We start from the raw sequence: 22,376 nt of genomic DNA, 5'->3' as shown, positions 1-22,376 counted from the left end.
CAGCATCTCCTTCGGCGTCGCCTTCGTCGCGGGCAGGAACCGCGTCCCCAGCCCCGCCGCCGGGACGACGGCCTTGGTGATGCCACGCTTGGGTCGGGGTGCGGTCGCCGAGTTCATGCTCGAAGACTTTAATCGCGCGATCTGAACATCACGTGAGAAGACCCCCGATTGTCCGAAAGCCACGCTCCCGGCGCAGTGGGGGTGGCGCTCGGGAAGTGTTCGGGGAGGTGGGGCGGGGTCCGCGAGCCGCGCGCGGGGGCGGCGTAGTGCGACGGACCGCCTGTGGTGCGCCCCGGCTCGGCTGTCGTACGGATCCAGAGTCACGGACCTAAAGTCGGGGCATGTCCGCACTCCCGCCCGAGCCCGACGCCGCGATGTCCGACACCGCGACTTCCGACGCCGTGATGTCCGAAGCCGCTCTGCCCGACGCCGGGGCCGCGCTGATCGCGGCGAAGGCCGCCCTGCGGACCCGGCTGATCGCCGCCCGCACGCGCCGGGACGCGGCTGAACGGGCGTACGCGGCACGCGCGCTGGGGGCGGCTCTCGGCGCCCTGCCGGAACTGGCTGCGGCGCGCACGGTCGCGGCGTACGTCCCGGTCGGCTCCGAGCCCGGTCCCGCCGATCTGGCGGCGGTGCTCGCGGGCTCGGGACGCCGGGTGCTCCTGCCCGTGCTGCTGCCGGACAACGACCTCGACTGGGCGACGTACGACGGCCCCGACTCGCTGACCGCCGGCGCCCGCGGGCTGCGCGAACCGGGCGGGCGGTGGCTCGGCCCGGGCGCAATTGCGGACGCCGACATGGTGGTGGTGCCGGGGCTCGCAGTTGACCGGCACGGCATGCGCCTTGGGCGCGGCGGGGGTTCGTACGACAGGGCCCTCGCCCGGCTGGCTCCCGGCGCGTTCACCGCGGTCCTGCTCTACGACGGCGAACTCCTCGACGCGGTCCCGGCCGAGCCGCACGACCGACCCGTACGCGCGGCGCTGCTGCCGGGCCGGACGGTGCGGTTCGGACCGACCGCACCGCCCGGCTCGGGCTGAGACCCGCGCGCCGCGCTGCCCGCTACCGGTTCCCGGACGACGTCGCCGAGGACGTCCCGGTAGGCGTCCCGGATGAGGCGCCTGACGACGCCCCCGTGGCCGCGCCCGACGGTGTCCCCGAGGGCCCTCCGGCGGGCGGCAGAGCGGGTTGCTGCCCCGGCGCCGGGCCCGACGCCGGCGGGGCCTGCCCGGGCGCGCCCGGCACCGCTCCGTCCGGTTCGAGCCGCAGCGTGTGTTCGGCCGACGCCTCGACCGCGGGCCGGGTGAAGGCCCACGGAAGCGATCTGCCCTGCTTCCACAAGTCCGTCTGGTCCGTGTAGTTGTCGTGCCACACGTGGCCGGACGCGCCGGTGAGGTTGATCCAGCGCGAGGCGTCCAGGTCGGACAGGTCGACGACCATGCGCATCGACGGGACTGTGGTCACCTCATACCCGCGCGCCGCGTTCCACCCGGTCGCGTTCACCAGGCCTTCGCCGCCGCCCAGTTTGTAGTCGCCGCGGTTGAGCATCCACTTGACGGCCCCGGGGCCGTCGGTGCCGAGGGTTTGGTTCCGCAGCTCCAGCGTGTGCAGGCGGCCCCAACTCCACGTGTCGATGTCCTTGCCCATCTTGGCCGTCAGCTCCTTGCGGGCCGCCGTCATGGCCTTGAGCAGCAGGGCGTCGCGCGTGGTGATCTTGCCGGGGTCGTCGGAGATGTTCCACCACGGGCTCTCGGCGTCCGGCAGCAGATTGCGGACCACCTCGAACCACCGGTCGCCGCCGTCCGGTTGCGCGGTCGCGTCGTCGCGTTCGCCGCAATGCGTCTTGCCGGTGGTGTTGTCCAGTTGGCAGTCGTCGGTGTCGCGCACCGAGAACGGCATCTTGTCGCCGAAGGCCAGCAGCAGCATCTGCCGCCACACGCCGTTGAAGTACGCGGCGGCCTTCGAGTCCGACTGCTGGCGGAAATCCCAACCCTTGAGCAGGTTCTGCGCCTCGCGGATCCACGGGTCGTCGACCTCGACGTCGAGGAGGTACGGCACCAGGGTCTCGGCGATCGGGTTGCGGTCGTCCAGCTGCATGCGCGACATCGCCTGCGGGTCGATCTTCGGCTGGGCGTTGATCATGTCGATGATGCGCTGGCTGCGCGAGCCGTACCCCCAGTCGGTGGTGAGCGAGTAGGGGTAAGTCGGCGGCGTCACGGCGTTGTTGGCGGTGACGATGTAGCCCTCGGGCGGGTTGTAGCGGAAGGGCAGCGAGTCGAACGGGATCATGTTGTCCCAGTCGAAGTCGGTGTCCCACCCGTACGCGGGCCAACGCCCGTCGCCGCCGCGCCGGATCGGGATGCGGCCGGGGGCCTGGTAGCCGATGTTGCCCTCGACGTCCGCGTACAGGACGTTCTGCGACGGCACGTCGAAGCCGCGCAGCGCCTCGCGGAAGGAGTTCCAGTCGGTCGCCCGGTTGAGCTGGAAGACGGACTCCATGGTGGTGCCGGGGTCGAGTGCGGTCCAGCGCAGCGCGACGGCGAAGCCGTCCTCGCGCTGCGGACCCGGGTCGGGGATCGGCGCGTCCTTGCCGACCTCCTCCAGCTCGTCGGACGCCTCCGACAGGATCGGCCCGTGCCGTGTGGAGCGGACCGTAATGGTGCGGTCCTCGCCGCCGGACACCTTGATGACCTCGGTACGCACGTCCTCGAACGGCAGCGTCTCGTTGTTGTACAGGTAGCCCGTGTCGGTGATCTTTTCGAGGTACAGGTCGGTGACGTCGGCCCCGAGGTTGGTCAGGCCCCAGGAGATCTTCTGGTTGTGGCCGATGACGACGCCGGGCATGCCCGCAAAGGTGAAGCCGGAGACGTCGTACGCACACGCGGGGCTGACCGTGCGGCAGTGCAGGCCCATCTGGTACCACGCGGACGGCAGCGAGGCCGACAGGTGCGGGTCGTTCGCCATGAGCGGCTTGCCGGTCGTGGTGCGGCTGCCCGCGACGACCCAGGAGTTCGAACCGACGCCGGCCGTGCGGTCGGTGAAGATCGGCGGCAGGGACTCCAGCGTTTCCGACAGTTCGGTCAGCGCCCTGGAGGCGCTCCGCGAGGGCACGGGCGCGGCGGCGTCCGGCTTGAACGCCTCCGCCGCGGGGTCGTTGGGGTTCTTCTCGACGGCGCCCGAGGGCACGATCGGCTGGTTGCGCTCGTAGGGGTACGGCGGATACAGCTCGTCGATCTGGTTGGCCGTCAGCTTCTCGGACAGCAGCGCGCGGTCGATCTCGTCCTGGAGGTTGGCGCGCAGGTCCCACGCCATGGCCTTGAGCCACGCGACGGAGTCGACGGCGGTCCAGGGCTCGGGCTCGTAGTCGTCGCGGACGAAGCCGAGCAGGGCGTACTCGAAGGAGAGTTCGTCGGAGTCGCGGTTCGCGATGTAGCTGTTCACCCCGGCGGCGTAAGCCTCGACATAGGCGCGCGCCTCGGGCGTCAGTTTGCCGAGTTCCTCTTCTGCGATGCGGTGCCAGCCGAGGGTGCGCAGGAAGATGTCGTTGTCGACCTGCGAGGAGCCGAACATCTCGGAGAGGCGCCCTGAGGTCATGTGGCGGCGTACGTCCATCTCCCAGAAGCGGTCCTGTGCCTGGACGTATCCCTGGGCGCGGAACAGGTCTTCGGGGGTGTCGGCGTAGATCTGCGGGATGCCGTTCTTGTCGCGCAGCACCTCGACGCTCGCGGACATGCCGGGGACCTTGACGGCTCCGTCGAGGTCGGGGAACGAGCGGCGGCTGAGCTCCCAGCCGTACCAGCCGAGCGCGCCGGCCACGACGGCGAGCAGCACCACGAGCGCGATGGACGCGTTGCGCAGGCGGCGGATGCGGCGGCGCTTGGGGCGCGGTGCGCGGCCCCGGGCGGGGCGCTCGGCGACGTGCTGGACGCCTGGCGGGGGCGCCGTTCCGGGGTCGGGCGCGGTCCCGGTCGCGGGGGCGGTTCCGGGCGCCGTGGCGGTCGCCTGGGCGGGTGCCTGGCCGGGTGCGTGGGCGGGCGCCTGGCCCGGCGTTTGTGCGGGTGTCTGGCCGGGCGCCTGGGCGGTCGCGGGGATCGGGTCGGCGGCCGGGATCCGGTCGGTCGCGGGGACGGAGCCTGAAACGTCCCTATGATCCGATACGGACGACTCGGGCGACTCCGGGCCGGGCGTGTTCGAGGCGGGCATCAAGATCCTTCACGATCGGTGCGGCAAGGGACACCTTAGAGCGGAGGGGCGCACGCCACCGACGCAGTGGTTCGGGAGCGCGTTCCGCGGGGTATAGGGCCGCCTCCGATCCGATCCTTCACTTTGGTAAAATATTCGCCAGGCGAAGGTAATGCCCCGTCAGGAACCTTTCGCGGATTGTTCGGTGGGCATCCGGGTGGGTCCGGACGTACCGCGAGAATGCCCGCCAAAGTCCTTGCCGTGCAGGCGGATTGCGGGGCACTTGCGATCGGACGCCGAGGTCGTCTCGGCTGTCCTGCGGTGCGTCTCGGACGCGCCTCCGCAGGCGCGGGTCCAAGGGTGGGGCCCGGGGAGCGCGTGTGGGGACGCGGTCATATGGGGGCACGCACGGCGCGACCTGACCCGCGCGGATCCCGACGTACGCAAGACTCCTGCTCTGAACCCGAGCAAGGTGCTCCGCACCTGAGCAAGGCCAGAACCAGGCAGCAAGCAAGACCTGAACCGAGCAACAAACCCGAAAAGATGACGACGCGTCCGATCGTCGATGGTGGCCGGACCGACGACCGCCGGAGGTGCCGTTCGTGTCCGTGGACGAGCTGAACAACGTTCTCGCCCTCGGTGCACTGGTCATGCTGGTCGCGGTGATCGCGGTCCGGCTCGCGACGCGCACGGGCATGCCGAGCCTTCTGATCTACCTCGGCATAGGGGTGCTGATCGGCGGCGACGTCCTCGGCCTCTCGTTCAACAACGCCGAGCTCACGCAGACCCTGAGTTATGCCGCGCTCGTGCTGATCCTGACCGAGGGCGGGATCAGCACCAATTGGCAGCAGATCAAACCGGCCGTGCCGGCGGCGGCCGTCCTGTCGACGGTCGGCGTCGGGGTGAGCGTCGGAATCGTGGCGTTCGCGGCGAAGTTCGTGCTGGACGTCAACTGGTCGACCGCCATCCTGATGGGCGCGATCGTGTCGTCCACGGACGCGGCGGCGGTGTTCTCGGTGCTGCGTACGCTGCCCCTGCCCAAGCGGCTCACCGGGCTGCTGGAGGCCGAATCGGGCTTCAACGACGCACCGGTGGTCATCCTCGTGGTGACCTTCGCGCACGCCGGATCGCACCCGTGGTACCAGGTGGTCGCCGAGATCATCCTCGAACTGGCGATCGGCTTCGCGATCGGCATCGCGATCGGGAAGATCGGCGCATGGGGGCTGCGGCACATCGCCCTGCCGGCGTCCGGCCTGTATCCGATCGCAGTCATCGCCCTGTGCGTACTGGCATATGCGGCGGGTGCGCTGGCACACGGCAGCGGCTTCCTGGCGTGCTACCTCGCGGCCCTTGTGCTGGGCAACTCGGCACTGCCGCACAAGGCGGCCACGCGCGGGTTCGCGGAGGGCGTGGGCTGGATCGCGCAGATCGGACTCTTCGTCCTGCTGGGCTTGTTGGTGAACCCGCACGAACTGGGCGGTGCCGTGGTGCCCGCTCTGGTGATCGGGACGGTCCTGCTGCTGCTCGCGAGGCCCATGTCGGTCATCGTCTCCACGCTGCCGTTCCGGGTGCCGTGGCGCGAGCAGATCATCTTGTCGTGGGCGGGCCTGCGCGGAGCCGTGCCGATTGTGCTCGCCACGATCCCCATCGTCGAGGGAGTCACGGACGCGCGGCGGTTGTTCAACATCACCTTTGTGCTGGTGGTGGTGTTCACCATCGTGCAGGGGCCGACACTGCCGTGGATCGCGCACCGGGTCGGCTTCGGCGGCAAGCCGCAGGCGGAGGACCTGGGTGTGGAATCCGCGCCGCTGGACAAGTTGCGCGGGCACCTGTTGTCGGTCCACGTGCCGCAGGGTTCGCGCATACACGGTGTGGAGATCAACGAACTGCGGCTGCCGCGGGGGGCGGCGGTGACATTGGTCGTACGCGGGGACGAGAGCTTCGTGCCCGGGCCGACGACGGTGTTGCAGCGCGAGGACGAGCTGCTGGTGGTGACGACCGAGGACGTGCGCGACGCGGCGGAACGGCGGCTGCGGGCGGTCAGCCGGGGCGGCAAGCTGGCGGGGTGGTTCGGCGAGCACGGGCACTGAGTGGGAACGCTGTACTATTTAGCAGTAAACAGCAGTGCCACCGACCAACTCTGCCTGACGCAGGGCTGGCGTGACCGCTCGGCGGCCGTTGCCCCCGTGACCTGGTTCTCGCAGGTCGGGGCCGGTATCTACCCCGGTCGACGCGTTGAGGACAGCTCTCGGCGCACCGGGGCGGACCCCCTGTGCGCTACCAGGCGGCAGGAAGCAGAAAAGCCGTGCCGATCAGTCGGCCCGTTCCGCGCGACGACCGGCCCTTCGGGGGTCGGTGCGCGTGATATCGACGTACACGACGCTGCTGCGGACACCGTCCGCGTGGCGTTTCCTCACCCCCGGCCTTGTCGCGCGTCTGCCGTACGCGATGCTCGGCCTCGGGATTGTGCTGCTGGTCAAGGACACAACCGGGTCGTACGGCATCGCGGGTGCCGTGTCCGCGGCTATGGCGGTCGCGCTGTCGGTGGTCGGCCCGCAGACGGGACGGCTCGCGGACCGGTACGGCCAGGCCGCCGTACTCGTGCCCGGCGCGCTGCTGCACGGCATGTCGGTCGCCGCGCTGATCGCCTGTGCGAAGGCTGACACCCCCACGTGGACCCTGTTCGTCACCGCTATTGCGGCCGGTGCATCTGTGCCGCAGATCGGCTCGATGGTCCGGGCCCGCTGGGTGGCCAAGTTGGAGGGGCAGCCTCTGCTGCCGACCGCGTTTGCCTTCGAGTCGGTCACCGACGAGTTCACCTTCGTCGTCGGCCCGGTCGTCGCGACCTTCCTGGCCACCGGCGTCGACCCGGGATTCGGACTGGCCGTCGAGGCCGTACTGACCGTGGTGGGCTCGCTGGCCTTCGCGGCGCAGCGCTCCACGGCGCCCGCGCCGAGGCGGCGTACCGCCGAGGACGCCCCGCATTCCTCCGCCATCCGCGTCGCGGGAGTAAAGGTGCTGGTCGGCGCGTTTGTGTGCATCGGGGCGGTGTTCGGGAGCACGCAGGTCGCGATCACCGCCTTCGCGGAGGAGTCGGGACGTGCCGGGCTGGCCGGCGCCCTGTACGCGGTGTTCGCGGGCGGCAGTTTGATCGCCGGTGCGGCGTACGGGGCCATGGCGTGGCGCGGGACGGCCGAGCGGCGCCTGACGGCGACGTTCGCGGCACTTGCGGTCGGTACGGCGCCGTTGTGGGCGGTACCGAACATCGCAGTCATGGTGCCGGTCGCACTCGTCTGCGGACTGGCTCTGGCACCGACGATCATCACCGGCTACACGCTGGTGGAGGGCCTGGTGCCGGCGGACGCCAAAACCGAGGCGTTCACCTGGCTGACCGGCGCGATCGGCCTCGGGCTGGCGTTCGGCTCGACATTTGCGGGAATTGTGACGGACGGGTTCGGGGCGAGCCCCGCCTTCGTGCTGACCTTCGGTTCCGCAGCTGTCGGGCTGCTCGTGGTGACGCTCGGAAGGCGCGCTTTGCTGCCCGCCAAGCGGACCGTGGTGGACGTAACTCCGGTGGATGCTGCACCATTGGCACTCGGCAGGTGAGAGTGCCAGCACCTGTCTTGCGAAGGAGGACCTGACCGTGCCGACGTACCAATACCAGTGCACCGCTTGTGGCGAGGGCCTTGAGGCCGTCCAGAAGTTCACGGACGACGCGCTCACCGAGTGCCCCGCCTGCCAGGGGCGGTTGCGCAAGGTGTTCTCGGCCGTGGGCGTGGTGTTCAAGGGCTCCGGCTTCTACCGGACCGACAGCCGCGGCGGCTCCAGCTCGTCTACGGTTCCCGCGGCGAACGCGTCCACCGCCTCGGCGTCGTCCTCGTCCGAGGGCTCGTCGTCTTCGTCGTCCTCGACATCGGGGACGTCTTCGTCGTCTTCGTCGTCCTCGTCGGGGGCGTCCTCGACGCCGTCCGCGGCCGCCGCCTCCTGACGGCGCGGTGACGACGTGACGACTGCCGAGACTCCGTCCGCTGCCTCGCCCGCTGCCTCGTCCGCGTCCCAGGGGGTGCTTCCCGAGGGTGTCGCCCCCGCCGAGATCGGCGTGATCGGCGGCTCCGGGTTCTACGCGTTCCTGGACGACGTCACCGAGGTGCGCGTCGACACGCCCTACGGTGCGCCGAGCGACTCGCTGTTCATCGGCGAGATCAGCGGCCGCCGCGTGGCGTTCCTGCCGCGTCACGGACGGGACCACGCGATCCCCCCGCACCGCATCAACTACCGGGCCAACCTGTGGGCGCTGCGCGCGGCCGGGGTGACCCAGGTGCTGGCGCCGTGTGCGACGGGCGGGCTCCAGGCCGAGTTGGGCCCGGGCACGCTGGTGGTGCCGGACCAGATGGTGGACCGTACGTCCGGGCGCGTGCAGACGTACTTCGACGGCCTCCCCGCACCGGTGGTGCACACGTCGTTCGCCGACCCGTACTGCCCGTCCGGGCGTGAGGTCGCGGTGTCCACGGCCCGCGCGGCCGACTGGGACCCGGTGGACGGCGGCACCCTCGTCGTCATCGAGGGCCCGCGCTTCTCGACCCGCGCCGAATCGCGCTGGTACGGCGCGCAGGGCTGGTCGATCGTCGGCATGACCGGCCACCCCGAAGCCGTCCTGGCGCGTGAGCTCGGCCTGTGCTTCACGGCGATCGCCCTGGTCACCGACCTGGACGCGGGCGTCGAGGCGGGCGAGGGCGTGACGCACGCGGAGGTCCTGGAGGTCTTCGCGAAGAACGTCGGACGCCTGCGGACGCTGCTGTTCGACGTCGTCACGGCGATGCCGGTCACGCGCACCTGCGCGTGCGGGGCGGACGACGTACCGCGACCGGAGTAGGCGGCGGGGGCGCGTTCCGAGCGGTTCGGTCCGGGACGTACGCCTCGGCGGCTTCGCGGCACGCGGTTCGGTCCGGGACGCACGCCTCGATGGCTTCGCGGCGCGCGCATCCGAAGTCCCCGGGCACTTGAGCTTCTCGCTCCCGGTCCCGGTCCCGGCTCTACAGGCGCATACATAGGCGCATAAGCCCACACATCATCGTCATGTGAACGCCTCGGACGGTCCTTGCGGATCGCCCGGGGCGTTCGTGTTCCGCTGCCTTCTCACGGCAGATTCACACCCGCGCCGTCGCCGCCATCCCCCGTTCGAGCGAAAGCGCTGTCCACAGGCACCGGGTTATCCACAGATTCCGCCCGATGGTCCGGCGACCCTCCCGACCTCCCGCACCGTAGAAGCACGAGGCAGCGCACCGCCCGCGCTCCTCCCTTCGAGCCATGGGAGTTCGCGATGTTCCGCTCCGCTGCCGGGCCGCCCCGCCCGACAACCCAGCCGCTGCCACCGTCCCAGCGCCAACCATTCCGAAAGCGCCTGCGCGCGCTCCGCATGTTCGTCGCGCGACGTCGGCGCCCCCTGGCCGCGCTCGCCGCCGCCCTTTCGGTGGCCGCCGGCGTCGCCGTGGCCCGTCCACCCGCCCCGCCGTCCGTCCCGGTCCTGGTCGCGGCGCGCGACCTCGACACGGGGCTCGTGCTCGGGCCACGGGACGTCCGTACCGCACGGCTGCCGCCCGACGCCGTCCCCGACCATGCGTTGCGCCGCCTCGCCGACGCGCGCGGGCGCCCGCTCGCCGCGGCAGTACGGCGGGGCGAGCCGCTGACCGATGTCCGGCTCGTGGGGCCGCAGTTGCGTGGTTTGCCGGGCACCGTCGCCCTGCCGGTCCGCTTTGCCGACCCCGACGCGGCGCGCCTCCTGCGCCCCGGCGACCGCATCGACGTCCTGGCCGCGCGGACATCCGACGGGCCGTCAGTTACCTTGCCGGCCACCGGTGGTCCCGCCCCGCCGCAAGCCCGTGTCGTGGCAGGCGCCGCCGCTGTGCTGGCCCGCCCGGACACGGGCGAGGACCGTACCGGGGGCCTGTTGATCCTGTCCGTCAGCCCTGAGGCCGCCGCGGCGATCGCGGGCGCCGCGGCAGCCGGCCCGCTCACGTACACAATTCGGACCACGCAGAGTGGCGCGGTTGCGACAGAGAGCAACTAACGCCAGAATCCTTCGGGTTGTTCCACATGAGAAATTGGAACCATTTGCTCCAATAGTCCGATTGGGCAAAAGTCGGACCGCCCCTCGGCCCGGCCAAGGCCGCTGGGGCAGCGTCCACACCACAACCCGATGGAGGGGACCCGCCGATGGGTGGCTTCAAGAAGTTCCTGATGCGCGGCAACGTCATCGACCTGGCCGTTGCCGTGGTCATCGGCGCGGCGTTCACGACCGTCGTCAACGCGTTCGTCCGGGGCGTCATCAACCCCCTGGTCGGAGCCATCGGCACCCAGGCGCTCGACAACTACAAGTCCTGCCTGAAGGGCCCCTGCACCACCGACGACTCCGGCAACGTCACCGAAGGCGTCTACATCCTCTGGGGCCAGGTCCTCGGGGCGCTGCTGACCTTCGTCATCACCGCTGCGGTCGTCTACTTCTGCTTCGTCATGCCGCTCAACCACTGGATGGACCGCCGCGCCCGGGCACTCGGCCAGGCCAGGAAGGAGAAGCTCACCGACAACGAGCTCCTCACCGAGATCCGCGACCTCCTGGCCGCCCAGCGCACGGCCGCCGGCGACGGCAACGACGACTCCGACGGCGGTTCCGGCGGCAGCAGCCGCAACAACCCGCGGCCCAGCACCTCCTGACCCCGCAGCCGGACATGCTCAAGGGCCGCAGACCAGAAGATCTGCGGCCCTACCCATCCGTGGGAACCACTCACCGGTCACAAATGATGCGGCGGCTTCTCATCCAAGAAGCGCCTCAGGTCATCAGCACCATCCGAGGAGGCGCCGCCCGCACCGCGCTCGTCGCCCCAGCCCCCGTCCCGCTCGTCCGCGGTCGCATCAGGCAACAGGTCACGTCCCTCGAACCCAAAGAGATCCCGCCCGAAGAGATCCCGCCCAGTCCTCGGACGCCCGCCCTCGGGAGCACTGGCCCCTGAAGGCCCGCCCGCCTCACCGGCCCCCGCTACCTCCCGCTCCGCCACAGCCCACCCGCCACCTTTCCTCGACTCCGCGGCCGTACGCCCGCCACACACTTAAGCAGCCCACTTCAGCCTGCCGTACGACCGCAACCGCTCCATCGCTCACACACACCGCGGCCCCGGGAGGCTCGGGGCCGGTCCCGGGGTCGTGGTCGTAGTCGTGGAAAGCGGCTCCACGCAGGGACCCTCAGGCCGCCAGCCCCTGCTCGGTCGCCAGGTGGCGGAGTTCGACCAGCGCCTGCTTCTCGATCTGGCGGATGCGCTCACGCGTCAGGCCGAGCTGCTTGCCGACCTCGGTCAGCGTGTGCTGCTTGCCGTCGAGCATGCCGTACCGGGCCTTCATGATCGTCGCCGTACGCCCGTCGAGCCGTCCGACCAGCTCGGCGATCTGGCGGCGCTCCATCGCCTCCAGCGCGACGTCCTCCGGAGTCACCGGGTCCGTGTCCTGGACCAGCTCGCCCAACTCCGTCTCGCCGTCGTCGCCCACCGGGCTGTCGAGGCTGATCGGGTCGCGCGCCCAGCCCAGCACGTCCGCGATCCGCTCCGGGGTCGAGCCCAGCGTCTCCGCGATCTCCGCGAAGTCCGGCTCATGCCCGTGGTCGCGGGCGAACTCGCGCTGCACACGGCGGATCTTGCCCAGCTCCTCGACCAGGTGGACGGGCAGCCGCACGGTACGCGCCTGGTCCGCCATCGCGCGGGTGATCGCCTGACGGATCCACCACGTCGCGTATGTCGAGAACTTGAACCCCTTCAGGTAGTCAAACTTCTCGACCGCCCGCACGAGGCCGACGTTCCCTTCCTGCACCAGGTCCAGGAACGGCATGCCGCTCCGCGGGTAGCGCCGTGCCACGGACACCACCAGCCGCAGGTTCGCGCGGATGAACTCGTCCTTCGCCTTGTGCCCGTCCGCAACGAGCGCCCGCAACTCCTCCTCGGTCACGCCCTTGGGGAACTCCCCGTCGCGCAAAAGGTGTTCGGCGAACAGCCCGGCCTCTATGGCCTGCGACAGCTCGACCTCGCGCGCCGCGTCCAGCAGCTTCGTCCGGCTGATCTCGTCCAGGTACACACCGACTGTGTCGCGCTCCGCATCCGCGGCCTTCCGCGTACGCGAGGCGGCGACCCGATCGGCTCCCTGACGGGCAACGCCCCGTGTCGTCGGCATTCCTGACCCTCGCTTTCCTTCGCGTTCGTCGTAATTGCCCAACAAGCGGGGGTCCTGTGATATTCCGTCCACAGGTGTACTCTCGAAAGGTTGGCCCCTGGGCCACCACCTCAACACCGTCGCCTCAGCCCCGGCCGCAATGGCCCCCAGGCACTCCGGCGACCGCCCGCCGCCCGCGGCGATCACTGCCCGGGTAACGGTCGAGAGCCCCGTTGTGTTCCGCGCCCCCGACCCACCGCCGTCGGCGCGCCGCCCACAAACGACACAGCGCCCACTCACCCTCGTCCGCTACCCTGTGCGCGGGGCCAGATTCGTCTTCCACCCGGCCGCACCTCGGCACGACCCGCGCCCGGGCCCCGAATCCCCACCCCAGCCGTGGGCACCCTGCCGCGAACCCCACCCCGGGTCCTCTGCAAGGATTCCCCACACCCCCGCCTCAGTAGCTCAGGGGATAGAGCACCGCTCTCCTAAAGCGGGTGTCGCAGGTTCGAATCCTGCCTGGGGCACATGCGAAAACGCCCCGAGCCGATCAAGGCCCGGGGCGTCTGACATCAGGTTCTGACATCACCGCTTGCGTTTAAGCATGCGATCCATGTGGCTGATCGCCTCGCGCTGTGTGTCCTGCACGACATGGGTGTACACGTCCATCGTGATGCTGATCTGGCTGTGGCCCAGAATCTCCATCACCACACGCGGGGGCACCCCGGCCGCCGTGAGCAGCGTGGCGCACCCGTGCCGGGCATCGTGGAGCCGGATCACCCGCAGGCCAGCATCCGAGGCCACCCGCGTGAACGCCCGGTACAGGTTCCGAGGCTCGATCGGCCGGCCGGTCCGCGTCGTGAAGACGTAGCCGTTCTCCTGCCACCCCGGGCCGCTCTTGTCCGCAGTCGCCCGTCGCCGGGCCTCAGCCTGCTTCATACGCTGCCAACGGAGCGGGGCGACGCACATTGCAGGCAGCGGGACGGTACGGCGCCGACGTCCCTTGGGGTCGTCGTCGTACAGAACGCCGCGCCGCCGTTGTGTCTGACTGCTCACGCACAGTGCGCGGTTGTCCAGGTCGATCTGGTCCCACTTCAGTCCCACGATCTCGCCGCGCCGGAGGCCCATGGTGATGGCCAGGACGAACGCGGCGTACAACGACTCACCGCGCGCCGCTTCCAGGAACTCCAGAGTCTCCGCCAGCGACCACGGCCTGATTTCGTGCGTCTCCGGATGCGGCGCCTCCACGAGCGACACCACGTTCCGACTGATCAACTCGTCTCGACAGGCAGCCGTGAGGGCCGTCCGCAGGACGCGGTGCGCCTCCTTCGCCGTGGCCGCCGTCGTGCGCTTCTCAAGACCAGCCAGGAACCGCCGCACATGCTGAACGCTCAGCGTTTCCAAGCGCCTTGTCCCGAGACCCGGGATCAGGTGAAGCCGTACCTGCGCCTCGTACTTGTCGTACGTCGACAGCTTCCGACGCGGCTTGACGATGTTGTCCAGCCAGTACGGCAGCCACTCAGAGAGCTTCGCCGAACGCGTCGGTGTCGGGACGCCGCGCCGATCCTTCGCGATCAGCTCCTGCCGCTTCTCATCGCACTCGGTCCACGTGTGCCCGTAGGCGTACTTGCGGGCGCGAGTCCCGTCCGGCTGGAGCACGTAGACCGCAGCCTGATACCGGCCGTCCTTCCGCTTGGTGATGGTGCCGGCGCCGTTCGGATTCCGCTTCGCCATCAGGCCACCTCTTCCAGGAGGCCGGCAACGAACGACGTGACTGCCGGGGCGGGGATGCGACGGCAACCGTCGATCTTCACCGACGCGAGCCGGTGACTGCGGATCAGGTCATACACCTTGGATCGGCCGACCTTGAGTCGGGCCATCACGTCGGGCACGGTGAGCAGTTCATCTTGCATGGTCATTCCTCCTCTTCCAGGTCGGCGAGTGCTTGGCGTGCGGTGGCGCGGTTGAGTTGCTTGTTGCGGGCCAGGCTTGAGGCGATGAGGGATTCGCCTGCGGATAGGCCGGTTCCTGCGTAGGTCCAGTGAGCGAGGACGAGGGTGGTGTCCGGGTCGGGCAGTTCGTGGCCGGCGGCTTGTGCGGCGTTGCGGCGTTGGACTTCCCGCCAGTCGGCGCGGGCGGCACGCAGTGCACCGAGAGTGGTGGAGTAACGGCGGGATTTGCTGGAGAAGTGGCCGCGAAAGCCGAGCATGTGGGCCCACTTGCGCAGCCGCAGATCGGCCAGCGTCGGGCGGGCCCCAAGGTGCCAGCAGGTCTCAATCAGCCGCCGGGCGTGGCCGGTCAGGTCGTGCGCCTCCAGGTCCGCGAGTCGGCCGATCGGCCGGTCAAGGGTGCCGGTGGCGGTCTCGGCGCCTTTGGTGGCGTACTTGGCGATGTAGCCGGCCACGGCCCGATCTGTCAGGTCCCCGTCCGCGAGGTCCCGCCCGAGGATCGGGCGTACGTCGACCTGTGTGCCGAACCGGAATTCGGCAGGCAGGTCCACAGCCCCCGGCCCGGGGAGACGCGCGCGGCGTGCGGCGGTACGGATGGCGCGGTCGAGGACGCCGGGCAGGTTCGGCGACAGCCAGTTCTCGGGGGCAGTGATTCGGTCGCCGTACGACCGGCCCGCGTCCAGGCGGATCACGGCGTGGAAGTGCACGGCCCCGCGCCGTTGGTATTCGGCGACTTTGGCGAACGAGGGGCGCAGGACTTCCGCGGTGTCGCGTTGGGTCATGCCGAGCGCGGCAGCAAGGGCCCGGCGCAGTTCGATCGTGAAGCGGGCCCACAGCGGACCTGCGTGGGCGTTCCACAGGACCGCGCCGGTGTAGTCGTAGGTGTCCGGGTCGATCGGGGTGCCGAGCGCCGAGTCATCGGCCGAGTGGCGGATACCGCAGCGGCAGGGTCCGGTGTCGGGCCGGTTGTGGACGGCCCCGAAGCCGGGTGCGGTGAGGGTGACGAACACCCGGGGATGGGTGGCGACTTCATCGGGGACGCCTTTGCCGCCGGCAAGTCCGGCGGTGATCAGGTGGTAGGTGTCGCGGCGGTAGGTCTCAGAGCAGGCGGGGCAGCGGGTGGTGCGGCGGTTGTTGCAGCGCACGAGCAGGGAGCCCGCGGGCAGTTCATGGCCGGCGACTGTGCGCAGAACTTCGCCAGTGGCGTTGTCGACGTCCAGGCGGTTGCCGTCGAGGCGGATCGGTTCGGTGCAGCCGCCGAGGTGGGCGAGTTGCCGGTAGAGGCCGGGGGTGGTGCCGTGGCGGGCGGCGCGGGCCAGGTCGGCGAGCGCCACGCCATCCACGGGCGGGGTGAGGGTTGCGGTCAAGTGCGGTGTCCTTCCCATGAGGTCAGCCGAGTTGGAGATGTGCGGCGATCTGCGCGCCGAGCGGTTTTGGCACGCCCAGACGGGTCCGCAGTGCGTCGGGAGTGATCGGTGCGCCGGTGGTGCGGTGGTGCTGGTCGGCGATCCGGCGCGCGTGGTCGAGCAACGCGGGTGGCACCGTCGCGGCGGGTGTGGGCGGGGTGGGCGGTGGTGCGGGCAGAGCCGGGGGTTCGTCGGGGACGTCGGCGAACACCTCGACCGACACCGGACGCTCAGGCGCCGAGGCCGAGACGGGGCCGGGCGTGGGGGTAGGTCGGTGGACGAGGAGCGTCCCGCCGAGGAACGCCAGCGCAGGCCATCCGGCGACAGTCAGCCGGAGCCATGCGGGCGGGTGGTCCAGGTCGAGGAGGCCGGCGGTGGCGACGTTGGCGCCCAGCGATGCGGCGAGTGCGACGAGGAACCACAGCCACGGCCCGAACTGCGGGCCGCCGCAGCCGCGGGCGACCATGAGGCGCCGCCACGCAGCCACTAACAGCAGATCGACCGAGACCGGGTAGGCCCACGCCTGCCAGCCGGTCTGTCCGGCCGCTTGGGCGATGTCGTGCAGGTGCGAGAACGACAGCGCGCCGGCGATGGCAGCCTGAACCAACAGGGGATCGAGGCGAACACGACGACGCAGGCCGGTCACGGTGCACCGCCGGGCGGGGTGTCGCCGTTCAGGTACAGGTCGAGGTACAGCCGGTAGCCGTCGCCGCGCCGGTTCGGGTACGGGGCGGAAACCGGGCCCGTCTCGCCGACTTCGGCGAGCAGGGTTACAGCGTCGGTCAGGGTGTCGGGGTCGGTGCCGAGGAGCCGGACGCGGATGTGGCGTGCGGCGCGGTCGGTCGCGGGCATGGGTGCACTCCGTTGGTTCGTGGGTGGGGCGGGTCCGGCCCCGGGGCAGCGCGCCGACCGGTGCCGTACCAGGAAGGTGGGGCTCAGGTGCGCCAGTGCGGGCCAGTGACCGGCGCCTGCGGGTGGTCGTCGTACCACTGCTCGGCGCACGCCTTGTGGCACGCGATCCCGCGATCGGAGACGTGGAACGTCAACTCGCCGCACATCACGCACGGTTCGTGTGCGCCGCCGCCCCAGTGCCGGGAATCGGACCAGTCCAGACGGACGGCCTCAGGACACCGCCGGGAAGCCGTGGCCGGGCGGCGGGTACCGGTGGGGGTCGATGGTGCCGTTCGGCAGCAGGGGCGGCGTCAGGCCGTCGTGCAGCACGCGGCAGAACGCGCGGTCGTGGCCGGGCAACGTGTCGTAGAAGTCGGCGTTGCCCGTCAGCCAGTCGCTGCGTCGGGCGTCCACGATCTCGCCGATGTACGGGTCGCCCGTGTCGAAGGCGGTCATCGGATCACCGCCACCGCAGCCGTGATGAAACGCGCACCCTGGCAGGTGCGGCACGGCTTGAGCTTCAGCCGGATCACACCGGCGGTGCGGGTGCCGGTGCCGGAGCAGGCCGGGCACATGGCCGGGGCGGTGTAGGGCTGCGAGATGGGGTGGTTCACTGGAGGTCTCCTCCTCCTTGATGGGTGGATGGGGGCCCGGCCGGACGCGGATACTTGGCGGTAGAGGCGTCCGGCCGGGGCGGAGCTAGAGCAGGTGCCGGGGCGTCACGTCGAGGAAGTCCGGGCAGTGCGTTTGCCACGGCTGGGCGCCGCACTGCGGGCACATCCACGCGGCGCGTTCCTCGACCGCGTCGAATGCGGTCTGTTCTGCCGGGGTCAGTTCGTCACCGAAGGACTCCGGGTCGCAGAGATCGGCCTGTCGATGCCCGGGAGCTGGGATACGTTCGGACATCAGTTGCGTCCCGCCGTGGGCGCGGTGGCGCACGCGGGGCAGCGCTCGGTGCCGTGGGTGGTGACCACGACGGGGAAGCCGTCGCAGTACACGCAGGTGCGGTCCATGGCTCAGTTCCTCTCTCCCGCCGGAGCGGGCGTCACAGGTTGCGGTTCGGGCAGTCCGGTGCGGTGCAGCACGGCGTGGCTGGACCGGGCAGTGCGGTGGGCGCGGCAGTGGCGAGGTAGCCGGCGCAGTCGGTGGTCAGGCCATCGCCGCGCAGCAGGTCACGAGCGCCGTCCCACAGCCATCCGCCCAGCGTCTGGAGCTTCGGTTCGGTGCGGTCATCGCGGGTGCGGTTCATCGGAGTTGCCTCCTCTCAGATCTCGGTCGGGTTGGTGGGTTCGGTCGGGTCGGTGCGGTCGGGTTCCTCGCCGGTGCCGAAGCAGCGCAGGCAGAACCCGTCTTGAGTGCCGACCAGGCGACGGGACCGGCCCACGTGCACCGGGGCGGCCACGGTCTGCATGCCGGAGCACGCCTGGCACGGGACCGGTTCTGGTGTCGCTGCGGCGGTTCGCCGGCGGGTCACCGGATGCGGCCGTTCACGCGGTCGGCTTGCCGGCGGGCGTGTTCGGCGACGTCGGCGAACTCGGCGTCGCCGGGGTGCGCGTCGGCGATGCGTTCCAGCAGGTCGGCTTTGGTGTCCATGAGTTCGGCGAACTCGCTGGCCAGCGGGTCGCGTTCGCGCAGCGCGCGCAGCTCCCCCAGGAAAGCGCCGATCTCGGCGGCACTCGGACGTTCGGACATTGGGTTCCTCTCCTCTCGGCGGGTCGTTTCGGGCATGGGTCGGGTAGGAACGTGGCGTGAAGCGGTCACGCCGGCCGTGGGATGCGGGGTGCGGTGGCGGTCAGGCCGCCGATTCGGCGCCGGCGCCGTCCTCGGTGTCGAGGTCGGGCACGGCCGCCAGGTGCGCGGTGCCGTAGACGCGGCACGCCAGGTCGAACAGGTCGCGCGGATCCGAAGCCAAGTACCGGTGTGCGTGGGTGCGTTCGGCGACCGCGTGTTCGTCCACGGTCGGGATACGGACCCGGGTGAAGCCCTTGGCGCCGTCCCGGGCCACGGTGGCGACGCCGATGTACTTGGGGTCTTGCAGGAACATCGGGTGCGCGTCCGGGTACATCCGGATCGCCTGCCCCAGGCCGGCGTCCGCCGCTTCCATCGTGGCGACGGCGAACGCGACCTTCAGCGAGCACACGTCCCGGATCTGCGTCGGGATGGCATCCCCGGTGCCCTTCTGGGTGAGCAGGATCGTGAAGAACCCGACGTTGCGACCCTTCTTGACCAACTGCTCGATCAGCCGCACGAGTTCGTGTGCGGCGTTGACTTCGTCTCGGGTGGCGCCTTTGCCGGTGTAGAAGAAGGTGTGTGCCTCGTCGATGACCAGCACGATCAGCGGCCACATCTGGGACGGCCCGACGTGCCACAGGTTCTTGACGCCGAGGTGGTCGCGCAGCGCGCGTTGCCGGTCCTGCATCAGCGCGTACAGGGATCGCGCCAGTTCCAACGCCTCAAGCACGTTGTCGCCGAGGTGCACGAACGCGCGGTCGGCAACGTCGTCGTAGTCCGGGCCGCCCTTGCCGTCCAGGAACGCGAACTGCACGTACGGGCACGACGCCAGCTCCCCCACCAAGTGCAGGATGAGCTGCGTCTTCCCGTATCCGGGCAGGCCCACCACGGTCATCCCGGGAACCCCGGCAAGCCGCAGCCACGCCAACTCCCGCGCCTCGTCGCGCCCCAGCAGCACCCGGGTCAGGCCCATGACTTGCCCCGCTCCGGCCGGAACGGCAGCGTCAGCGGATCCGTGACCAGCGCCCGCACCCGGATCACGCCGGGCCGGTCCTGCTCCACGGTCACCCGCTCGGCCCTCCACGCGTTGCGCAGGTGCTCGGAGACCTTCTGGAACTCGACCAGCCCGACACCCGGCAGCGTGCCGACGTCCGCGACGAACCCGCCCCGAATCGGCCGCGCCGAGAACGACGGAACCCGAACCTTGGGGACCTTGCCGTGCGGCAGGCGCGGGTCGTTCATCCACGCGAACTCGCTACGGCCGGCCGTCGGCTCCTCCCAGTGCAGATTCAGGCTCTGGGACAGCACGACCCAGCCCCGCTCCGCACGACGCAGCAGCCGCAGCCCCTCGCGCTCCTCCTCGTCCAGCCCGAGCCAGTACCGCACCCGCCACGCGCCATAAGCCAGCAACGGCGACGACAGGCCCAGCAGTTCGAGTCCGACCACCACATCCGACGCCATCAGCCGGCCCTACTTCCCCGCCGGCGCCAGCGGCGTGACCGCCACCGCGCGGAACGAGATGCCGTGCTGCTTACGACCGTTGAACTCCGTCTCCCACGGCCGCGCCACGAGACCCGTCAGCGCCACCAGCGTGCCCGGGGTGAAGCCCTCGCCCACACCGGTCGCCGGCACCGCCACGGTCAGCAGGTCGACGTCGGTCCCCAGGATGAAGTTCACCGACACGGTCATCATCTGCGCACCGGTCTCGTGATCGATCGCGATCTCACCCGTGCGCTTGTCCTTGATCTTCGGCGTGGGCGGGACCGCGAGCATCACCATCGCCGCCGACGTGTCCACCGGAATCGAACGCATGTCTTGCTCCCAAGGTCACGCGGCAACGCGCAGTCACCGCTTGTTCCTTCGTTCTGCGAAGGCCGGTTGGCCTCGCACAACAAAGGTCCAGCCCGCGCACGAACCAGCGCAGATGCCGATCAGATGACTGAGGTCAGTGAGGAGAGTCACCCTCAGGTATCGGCCACCAATTGGCCCCTTCGGCTTGCCGGTTGTCGGTGCGAGGCGCCAGTGTGGTTGGACAGCACGAGGCCGCCCGTATCGGGGAGCGGAGATGACGCCTCTTCAGCAAGAACGCAAGCGCCGCAGCTGGACCAAGATTGAACTGGCGCGCGAGATCGAGCGCTTAGCGGCGCAGTGGGGCGTCGGCATTGCGACGCGAAACAGTCTGCTGCGGATGATCGCGCAGTACGAGAACGGGTACCGCATCCCGGACGAGCCCTATCGCGGGCTGCTGTGCGCCTTGTACGGACGCAGTGTCAATGAACTCGGTCTGCTGCCGAAGGATCAGCACGAGCATGATCCGACCCTGCTGAAGTACCACAGTTCTCTGAGTGAAGCCGTGGCAGCGCTGCTCAACATCGCACGCCTGGACGTCGACCGGTCGCCAGCTCTCCTCAAGACGCTGCACGCGCCCGATGCCTTGGAATCCGCTTGTCTCGACTGGCTGTTCGGTACACCCGCCAACGAGCTTGAGACCAGCGGCGCACCCATCGAACCGCATCACGTCGAAGAGTTGCGCGCGATGACTCAGACGTTCGATGCCCTCGACCGCCAGTTCGGCGGCGACCACTCACGCGAACTTGCCGCCCGCTTCCTTCACGACCGGGTAGCCCCGCGCCTTCGCGGTCACGGCGTTCCCGCCGTTCGCGCCGAGTACTTCCAGGCCGCATCCGTTCTCGCCGAACTCATCGGCTGGATGGCGTACGACAGCGATCGGCACGGGGTGGGCCAACGGTACTTCGTACAGGCTCTCCGGCTTGCCGAAGCCGCCGGCGACCGTGCATACGGCGGCTATGTGCTCACCAGCATGAGTGACCAGGCTCTCTACCTGCGTCAGCCTCAGCAGGCTCTACGCCTGGCCCAAGCGGCGTACCGCGGGGTCGCACAGTCGTCCGCTCCGGCCGTGGCGACGGAGGCAGCACTTCTAGAAGCTCGATCTCATGCGGCGCTCGGCAACACGAGCGAGGCTCAGGATGCGCTCAGCCGCGCCGACCGGGCGTACGCCCAGCTGGACAGCCTCACCGGGCCGACATGGGCGGTCTCCTTCGGCGAGATCGTGTTTGCAAGCCACGTCGGCACTTGCTGGGCCGACCTCGGCAACGCGTCCGAGGCCGCCGCAGCCATCGATGTCGCGACCGCAGGCGTGGCGCCGGGACAGTCACGGCGTCGAGTCTTTGGCCTTATTCAGCGAGCGAACGTCGCCCTCCTGCGAAACGACGTCGACGCCGCGACGACCTACGGCACCGAAGCGGCGAACATCACGGCCGAACTCCACTCGGCACGCTCGCGCCGTCACGTACACGATCTCGTCAGCCGGATGCGCCCGTGGGGAACCAATGATGCGGTGCGCCAGTTCGAGGCCCATGCGCGCGCCCTACTGCCGTTGTCGGCGTAGGTCGGCCCGAGTCAGTACGGTACTGACGTGACGCTTGAAGATGACCTCCGAGCAGACGGCGAACCCGAGAAGGAGTTTCATCCCGGGGTCGCGCAGCGCATGCCCCGCAAGCGGACCGCCGGCGGTGCGTTGCTCCGCAACTCCCGCGGGGAAGTCCTGTTCGTCGTGCCGATCTACAAACCGACGCTCGACATCCCCGGGGGTGTCACCGACGTGGACGAGTCGCCGCGCACAGCCTGCCAACGGGAGATCCGGGAAGAACTCGGCATCGACCTGCCGCTCGGGCGCCTACTCGTCGTTGACTGGCTACCGCCCCAAGGTGTCTGGGGTGACGGCCTGATGTTCATCTTCGACGGAGGCGTGATCTCCGAGGACATCGAAGCCACAGCCGCACTGCCGGCCGACGAACTTTCGGGTGTGCGCTTCCTGCCTCTCGACAAGGCCGCAGACCAGATGCGCCCGTCGTTCGTCCGCAGACTGCGCCACGCCCTGGAAGCCGTCGAGGACGGCTCAACCAGGTATCTCGACTTCGGGCGCACCCCCGAGGAACGCGCATCCGCCTGACGCGGTGCGTTCAAAGTTTCCCTACGTGTTCAAGGGCGGCGCGCACGCGCGCCGGGG

Annotated in this window: 25 protein-coding genes, 1 tRNA gene and 1 pseudogene; 10 read left to right on the top strand and 17 right to left on the bottom strand. The window is 70.1% G+C overall.

Features of this window, described 5'->3' with window-relative positions; genetic code table 11:
- A pseudogene (locus ACRX5S_RS38175) lies at window positions 1-117 on the bottom strand (UTP--glucose-1-phosphate uridylyltransferase); the annotation flags it as partial.
- A gap of 287 nt (window positions 118-404) precedes the next feature.
- Here ACRX5S_RS38175 and ACRX5S_RS38170 point away from each other — a divergent pair.
- Complete coding sequence (locus ACRX5S_RS38170) at window positions 405-1,037, top strand: 5-formyltetrahydrofolate cyclo-ligase (RefSeq protein ID WP_436777860.1); 633 nt, start codon at window positions 405-407, stop codon at window positions 1,035-1,037.
- 22 nt (window positions 1,038-1,059) lie between these two features.
- Here the strand turns inward: ACRX5S_RS38170 and ACRX5S_RS38165 are convergent, their stop codons facing one another.
- Window positions 1,060-4,200, bottom strand: coding sequence for a penicillin acylase family protein (locus tag ACRX5S_RS38165; protein WP_436777856.1), 3,141 nt, complete (start codon window positions 4,198-4,200; stop codon window positions 1,060-1,062).
- Between the two features lie 572 nt (window positions 4,201-4,772).
- On the opposite strand from ACRX5S_RS38165, the gene ACRX5S_RS38160 reads away from it, so the two are divergent.
- The 6 genes from ACRX5S_RS38160 to mscL all read left to right on the top strand — a co-directional run bounded on the left by ACRX5S_RS38160 (window position 4,773) and on the right by mscL (window position 10,890).
- Window positions 4,773-6,269 (top strand): potassium/proton antiporter, encoded by a 1,497-nt coding sequence (locus ACRX5S_RS38160; RefSeq protein ID WP_436777855.1) that lies wholly within the window; start codon window positions 4,773-4,775, stop codon window positions 6,267-6,269.
- 271 nt (window positions 6,270-6,540) lie between these two features.
- Complete coding sequence (locus ACRX5S_RS38155; RefSeq protein ID WP_436777854.1) at window positions 6,541-7,785, top strand: MFS transporter; 1,245 nt, start codon at window positions 6,541-6,543, stop codon at window positions 7,783-7,785.
- Window positions 7,786-7,822: 37 nt separating this feature from the next.
- On the top strand, window positions 7,823-8,167 hold the full coding sequence (locus ACRX5S_RS38150) for an FmdB family zinc ribbon protein (RefSeq protein ID WP_436777853.1): 345 nt from the start codon (window positions 7,823-7,825) through the stop codon (window positions 8,165-8,167).
- A 75-nt stretch (window positions 8,168-8,242) separates the two neighbouring features.
- Window positions 8,243-9,052 carry an S-methyl-5'-thioadenosine phosphorylase gene (locus tag ACRX5S_RS38145; RefSeq protein ID WP_436777859.1) on the top strand — a complete coding sequence of 270 codons (810 nt, stop codon included), beginning with the start codon at window positions 8,243-8,245 and terminating at the stop codon, window positions 9,050-9,052.
- Between the two features lie 543 nt (window positions 9,053-9,595).
- Window positions 9,596-10,246 (top strand): Flp pilus assembly protein CpaB, encoded by a 651-nt coding sequence (gene cpaB, locus ACRX5S_RS38140; RefSeq protein ID WP_436777852.1) that lies wholly within the window; start codon window positions 9,596-9,598, stop codon window positions 10,244-10,246.
- 146 nt (window positions 10,247-10,392) lie between these two features.
- Window positions 10,393-10,890 carry a large conductance mechanosensitive channel protein MscL gene (gene mscL / locus ACRX5S_RS38135; RefSeq protein WP_436777851.1) on the top strand — a complete coding sequence of 166 codons (498 nt, stop codon included), beginning with the start codon at window positions 10,393-10,395 and terminating at the stop codon, window positions 10,888-10,890.
- 525 nt (window positions 10,891-11,415) lie between these two features.
- Here the strand turns inward: mscL and ACRX5S_RS38130 are convergent.
- Window positions 11,416-12,390 carry a sigma-70 family RNA polymerase sigma factor gene (locus ACRX5S_RS38130; protein ID WP_436777850.1) on the bottom strand — a complete coding sequence of 325 codons (975 nt, stop codon included), beginning with the start codon at window positions 12,388-12,390 and terminating at the stop codon, window positions 11,416-11,418.
- A 433-nt stretch (window positions 12,391-12,823) separates the two neighbouring features.
- On the opposite strand from ACRX5S_RS38130, the gene ACRX5S_RS38125 reads away from it, so the two are divergent.
- Window positions 12,824-12,896, top strand: a tRNA-Arg gene (locus tag ACRX5S_RS38125).
- 58 nt (window positions 12,897-12,954) lie between these two features.
- Here ACRX5S_RS38125 and ACRX5S_RS38120 read toward each other — a convergent pair.
- From ACRX5S_RS38120 to ACRX5S_RS38055, 14 genes are all read right to left on the bottom strand, one after another.
- Window positions 12,955-14,103, bottom strand: a complete 1,149-nt coding sequence (locus tag ACRX5S_RS38120; protein WP_436777849.1) for a tyrosine-type recombinase/integrase — start codon at window positions 14,101-14,103, stop codon at window positions 12,955-12,957.
- A complete protein-coding gene (locus tag ACRX5S_RS38115) occupies window positions 14,103-14,288 on the bottom strand; it encodes a helix-turn-helix domain-containing protein (protein ID WP_436777848.1) in 186 nt (61 codons plus the stop codon). Before ACRX5S_RS38115 ends, ACRX5S_RS38120 begins: the two co-directional genes overlap by 1 nt.
- Complete coding sequence (locus ACRX5S_RS38110; RefSeq protein ID WP_436777847.1) at window positions 14,285-15,703, bottom strand: replication initiator; 1,419 nt, start codon at window positions 15,701-15,703, stop codon at window positions 14,285-14,287. The genes ACRX5S_RS38115 and ACRX5S_RS38110 overlap by 4 nt, the downstream gene beginning before the upstream one ends.
- 4 nt (window positions 15,704-15,707) lie before the next feature.
- Window positions 15,708-16,361, bottom strand: a complete 654-nt coding sequence (locus ACRX5S_RS38105) for a DUF2637 domain-containing protein (RefSeq protein WP_436777858.1) — start codon at window positions 16,359-16,361, stop codon at window positions 15,708-15,710.
- A 5-nt stretch (window positions 16,362-16,366) separates the two neighbouring features.
- The gene (locus ACRX5S_RS38100; protein WP_436777846.1) at window positions 16,367-16,576 is read right to left on the bottom strand and encodes a hypothetical protein; all 210 of its coding nucleotides are present in this window, start codon (window positions 16,574-16,576) and stop codon (window positions 16,367-16,369) included.
- 270 nt (window positions 16,577-16,846) lie between these two features.
- Window positions 16,847-17,071, bottom strand: coding sequence for a hypothetical protein (locus ACRX5S_RS38095; protein WP_436777845.1), 225 nt, complete (start codon window positions 17,069-17,071; stop codon window positions 16,847-16,849).
- Window positions 17,068-17,229: a hypothetical protein gene (locus tag ACRX5S_RS38090; protein WP_436777844.1), complete on the bottom strand. Its 162-nt coding sequence runs from the start codon at window positions 17,227-17,229 to the stop codon at window positions 17,068-17,070. Before ACRX5S_RS38090 ends, ACRX5S_RS38095 begins: the two co-directional genes overlap by 4 nt.
- A gap of 85 nt (window positions 17,230-17,314) precedes the next feature.
- Window positions 17,315-17,521 carry a hypothetical protein gene (locus tag ACRX5S_RS38085; protein WP_436777843.1) on the bottom strand — a complete coding sequence of 69 codons (207 nt, stop codon included), beginning with the start codon at window positions 17,519-17,521 and terminating at the stop codon, window positions 17,315-17,317.
- Between the two features lie 139 nt (window positions 17,522-17,660).
- Complete coding sequence (locus ACRX5S_RS38080; RefSeq protein WP_436777842.1) at window positions 17,661-17,864, bottom strand: hypothetical protein; 204 nt, start codon at window positions 17,862-17,864, stop codon at window positions 17,661-17,663.
- 15 nt (window positions 17,865-17,879) lie between these two features.
- Complete coding sequence (locus ACRX5S_RS38075) at window positions 17,880-18,026, bottom strand: hypothetical protein (RefSeq protein ID WP_436777841.1); 147 nt, start codon at window positions 18,024-18,026, stop codon at window positions 17,880-17,882.
- Window positions 18,027-18,085: 59 nt separating this feature from the next.
- Window positions 18,086-18,307 (bottom strand): hypothetical protein, encoded by a 222-nt coding sequence (locus ACRX5S_RS38070; protein ID WP_436777840.1) that lies wholly within the window; start codon window positions 18,305-18,307, stop codon window positions 18,086-18,088.
- Window positions 18,308-18,407: 100 nt separating this feature from the next.
- Window positions 18,408-19,319: an FtsK/SpoIIIE domain-containing protein gene (locus tag ACRX5S_RS38065; RefSeq protein WP_436777839.1), complete on the bottom strand. Its 912-nt coding sequence runs from the start codon at window positions 19,317-19,319 to the stop codon at window positions 18,408-18,410.
- On the bottom strand, window positions 19,310-19,807 hold the full coding sequence (locus tag ACRX5S_RS38060; protein WP_436777838.1) for a hypothetical protein: 498 nt from the start codon (window positions 19,805-19,807) through the stop codon (window positions 19,310-19,312). The genes ACRX5S_RS38065 and ACRX5S_RS38060 overlap by 10 nt, the downstream gene beginning before the upstream one ends.
- A gap of 9 nt (window positions 19,808-19,816) precedes the next feature.
- A complete protein-coding gene (locus ACRX5S_RS38055) occupies window positions 19,817-20,158 on the bottom strand; it encodes an SCO3933 family regulatory protein (RefSeq protein ID WP_436777837.1) in 342 nt (113 codons plus the stop codon).
- Window positions 20,159-20,411: 253 nt separating this feature from the next.
- On the opposite strand from ACRX5S_RS38055, the gene ACRX5S_RS38050 reads away from it, so the two are divergent.
- Window positions 20,412-21,755 carry a helix-turn-helix domain-containing protein gene (locus ACRX5S_RS38050; protein WP_436777836.1) on the top strand — a complete coding sequence of 448 codons (1,344 nt, stop codon included), beginning with the start codon at window positions 20,412-20,414 and terminating at the stop codon, window positions 21,753-21,755.
- Between the two features lie 27 nt (window positions 21,756-21,782).
- The gene (locus ACRX5S_RS38045; RefSeq protein WP_436777835.1) at window positions 21,783-22,319 is read left to right on the top strand and encodes an NUDIX domain-containing protein; all 537 of its coding nucleotides are present in this window, start codon (window positions 21,783-21,785) and stop codon (window positions 22,317-22,319) included.
- The last annotated feature ends 57 nt before the right edge of the window (window positions 22,320-22,376 follow it).

It is taken from the genome of Yinghuangia sp. YIM S09857 (assembly GCF_051388915.1).
In the GTDB taxonomy this organism is placed as follows: Bacteria; Actinomycetota; Actinomycetes; order Streptomycetales; family Streptomycetaceae; genus Yinghuangia.
This window is presented reverse-complemented; position numbering and strand designations above follow the sequence as displayed.

What these genes read in the sequence shown, in the direction of transcription:
- ACRX5S_RS38080 (WP_436777842.1), bottom strand. Translation starts at nt 17,864, where the DNA reads ATGAACCGCACCCGCGATGACCGCACCGAACCGAAGCTCCAGACGCTG.
- ACRX5S_RS38055 (WP_436777837.1), bottom strand. Translation starts at nt 20,158, where the DNA reads ATGCGTTCGATTCCGGTGGACACGTCGGCGGCGATGGTGATGCTCGCG.
- cpaB (WP_436777852.1), top strand. Translation starts at nt 9,596, where the DNA reads ATGTTCGTCGCGCGACGTCGGCGCCCCCTGGCCGCGCTCGCCGCCGCC.
- ACRX5S_RS38085 (WP_436777843.1), bottom strand. Translation starts at nt 17,521, where the DNA reads ATGTCCGAACGTATCCCAGCTCCCGGGCATCGACAGGCCGATCTCTGC.
- ACRX5S_RS38070 (WP_436777840.1), bottom strand. Translation starts at nt 18,307, where the DNA reads ATGTCCGAACGTCCGAGTGCCGCCGAGATCGGCGCTTTCCTGGGGGAG.
- ACRX5S_RS38050 (WP_436777836.1), top strand. Translation starts at nt 20,412, where the DNA reads ATGACGCCTCTTCAGCAAGAACGCAAGCGCCGCAGCTGGACCAAGATT.
- ACRX5S_RS38060 (WP_436777838.1), bottom strand. Translation starts at nt 19,807, where the DNA reads ATGGCGTCGGATGTGGTGGTCGGACTCGAACTGCTGGGCCTGTCGTCG.
- ACRX5S_RS38110 (WP_436777847.1), bottom strand. Translation starts at nt 15,703, where the DNA reads ATGGGAAGGACACCGCACTTGACCGCAACCCTCACCCCGCCCGTGGAT.
- ACRX5S_RS38120 (WP_436777849.1), bottom strand. Translation starts at nt 14,103, where the DNA reads ATGGCGAAGCGGAATCCGAACGGCGCCGGCACCATCACCAAGCGGAAG.
- ACRX5S_RS38065 (WP_436777839.1), bottom strand. Translation starts at nt 19,319, where the DNA reads ATGGGCCTGACCCGGGTGCTGCTGGGGCGCGACGAGGCGCGGGAGTTG.
- ACRX5S_RS38130 (WP_436777850.1), bottom strand. Translation starts at nt 12,390, where the DNA reads ATGCCGACGACACGGGGCGTTGCCCGTCAGGGAGCCGATCGGGTCGCC.
- ACRX5S_RS38095 (WP_436777845.1), bottom strand. Translation starts at nt 17,071, where the DNA reads ATGACCGCCTTCGACACGGGCGACCCGTACATCGGCGAGATCGTGGAC.
- ACRX5S_RS38165 (WP_436777856.1), bottom strand. Translation starts at nt 4,200, where the DNA reads ATGCCCGCCTCGAACACGCCCGGCCCGGAGTCGCCCGAGTCGTCCGTA.
- mscL (WP_436777851.1), top strand. Translation starts at nt 10,393, where the DNA reads ATGGGTGGCTTCAAGAAGTTCCTGATGCGCGGCAACGTCATCGACCTG.
- ACRX5S_RS38170 (WP_436777860.1), top strand. Translation starts at nt 405, where the DNA reads ATGTCCGAAGCCGCTCTGCCCGACGCCGGGGCCGCGCTGATCGCGGCG.
- ACRX5S_RS38075 (WP_436777841.1), bottom strand. Translation starts at nt 18,026, where the DNA reads ATGCAGACCGTGGCCGCCCCGGTGCACGTGGGCCGGTCCCGTCGCCTG.
- ACRX5S_RS38115 (WP_436777848.1), bottom strand. Translation starts at nt 14,288, where the DNA reads ATGACCATGCAAGATGAACTGCTCACCGTGCCCGACGTGATGGCCCGA.
- ACRX5S_RS38100 (WP_436777846.1), bottom strand. Translation starts at nt 16,576, where the DNA reads ATGCCCGCGACCGACCGCGCCGCACGCCACATCCGCGTCCGGCTCCTC.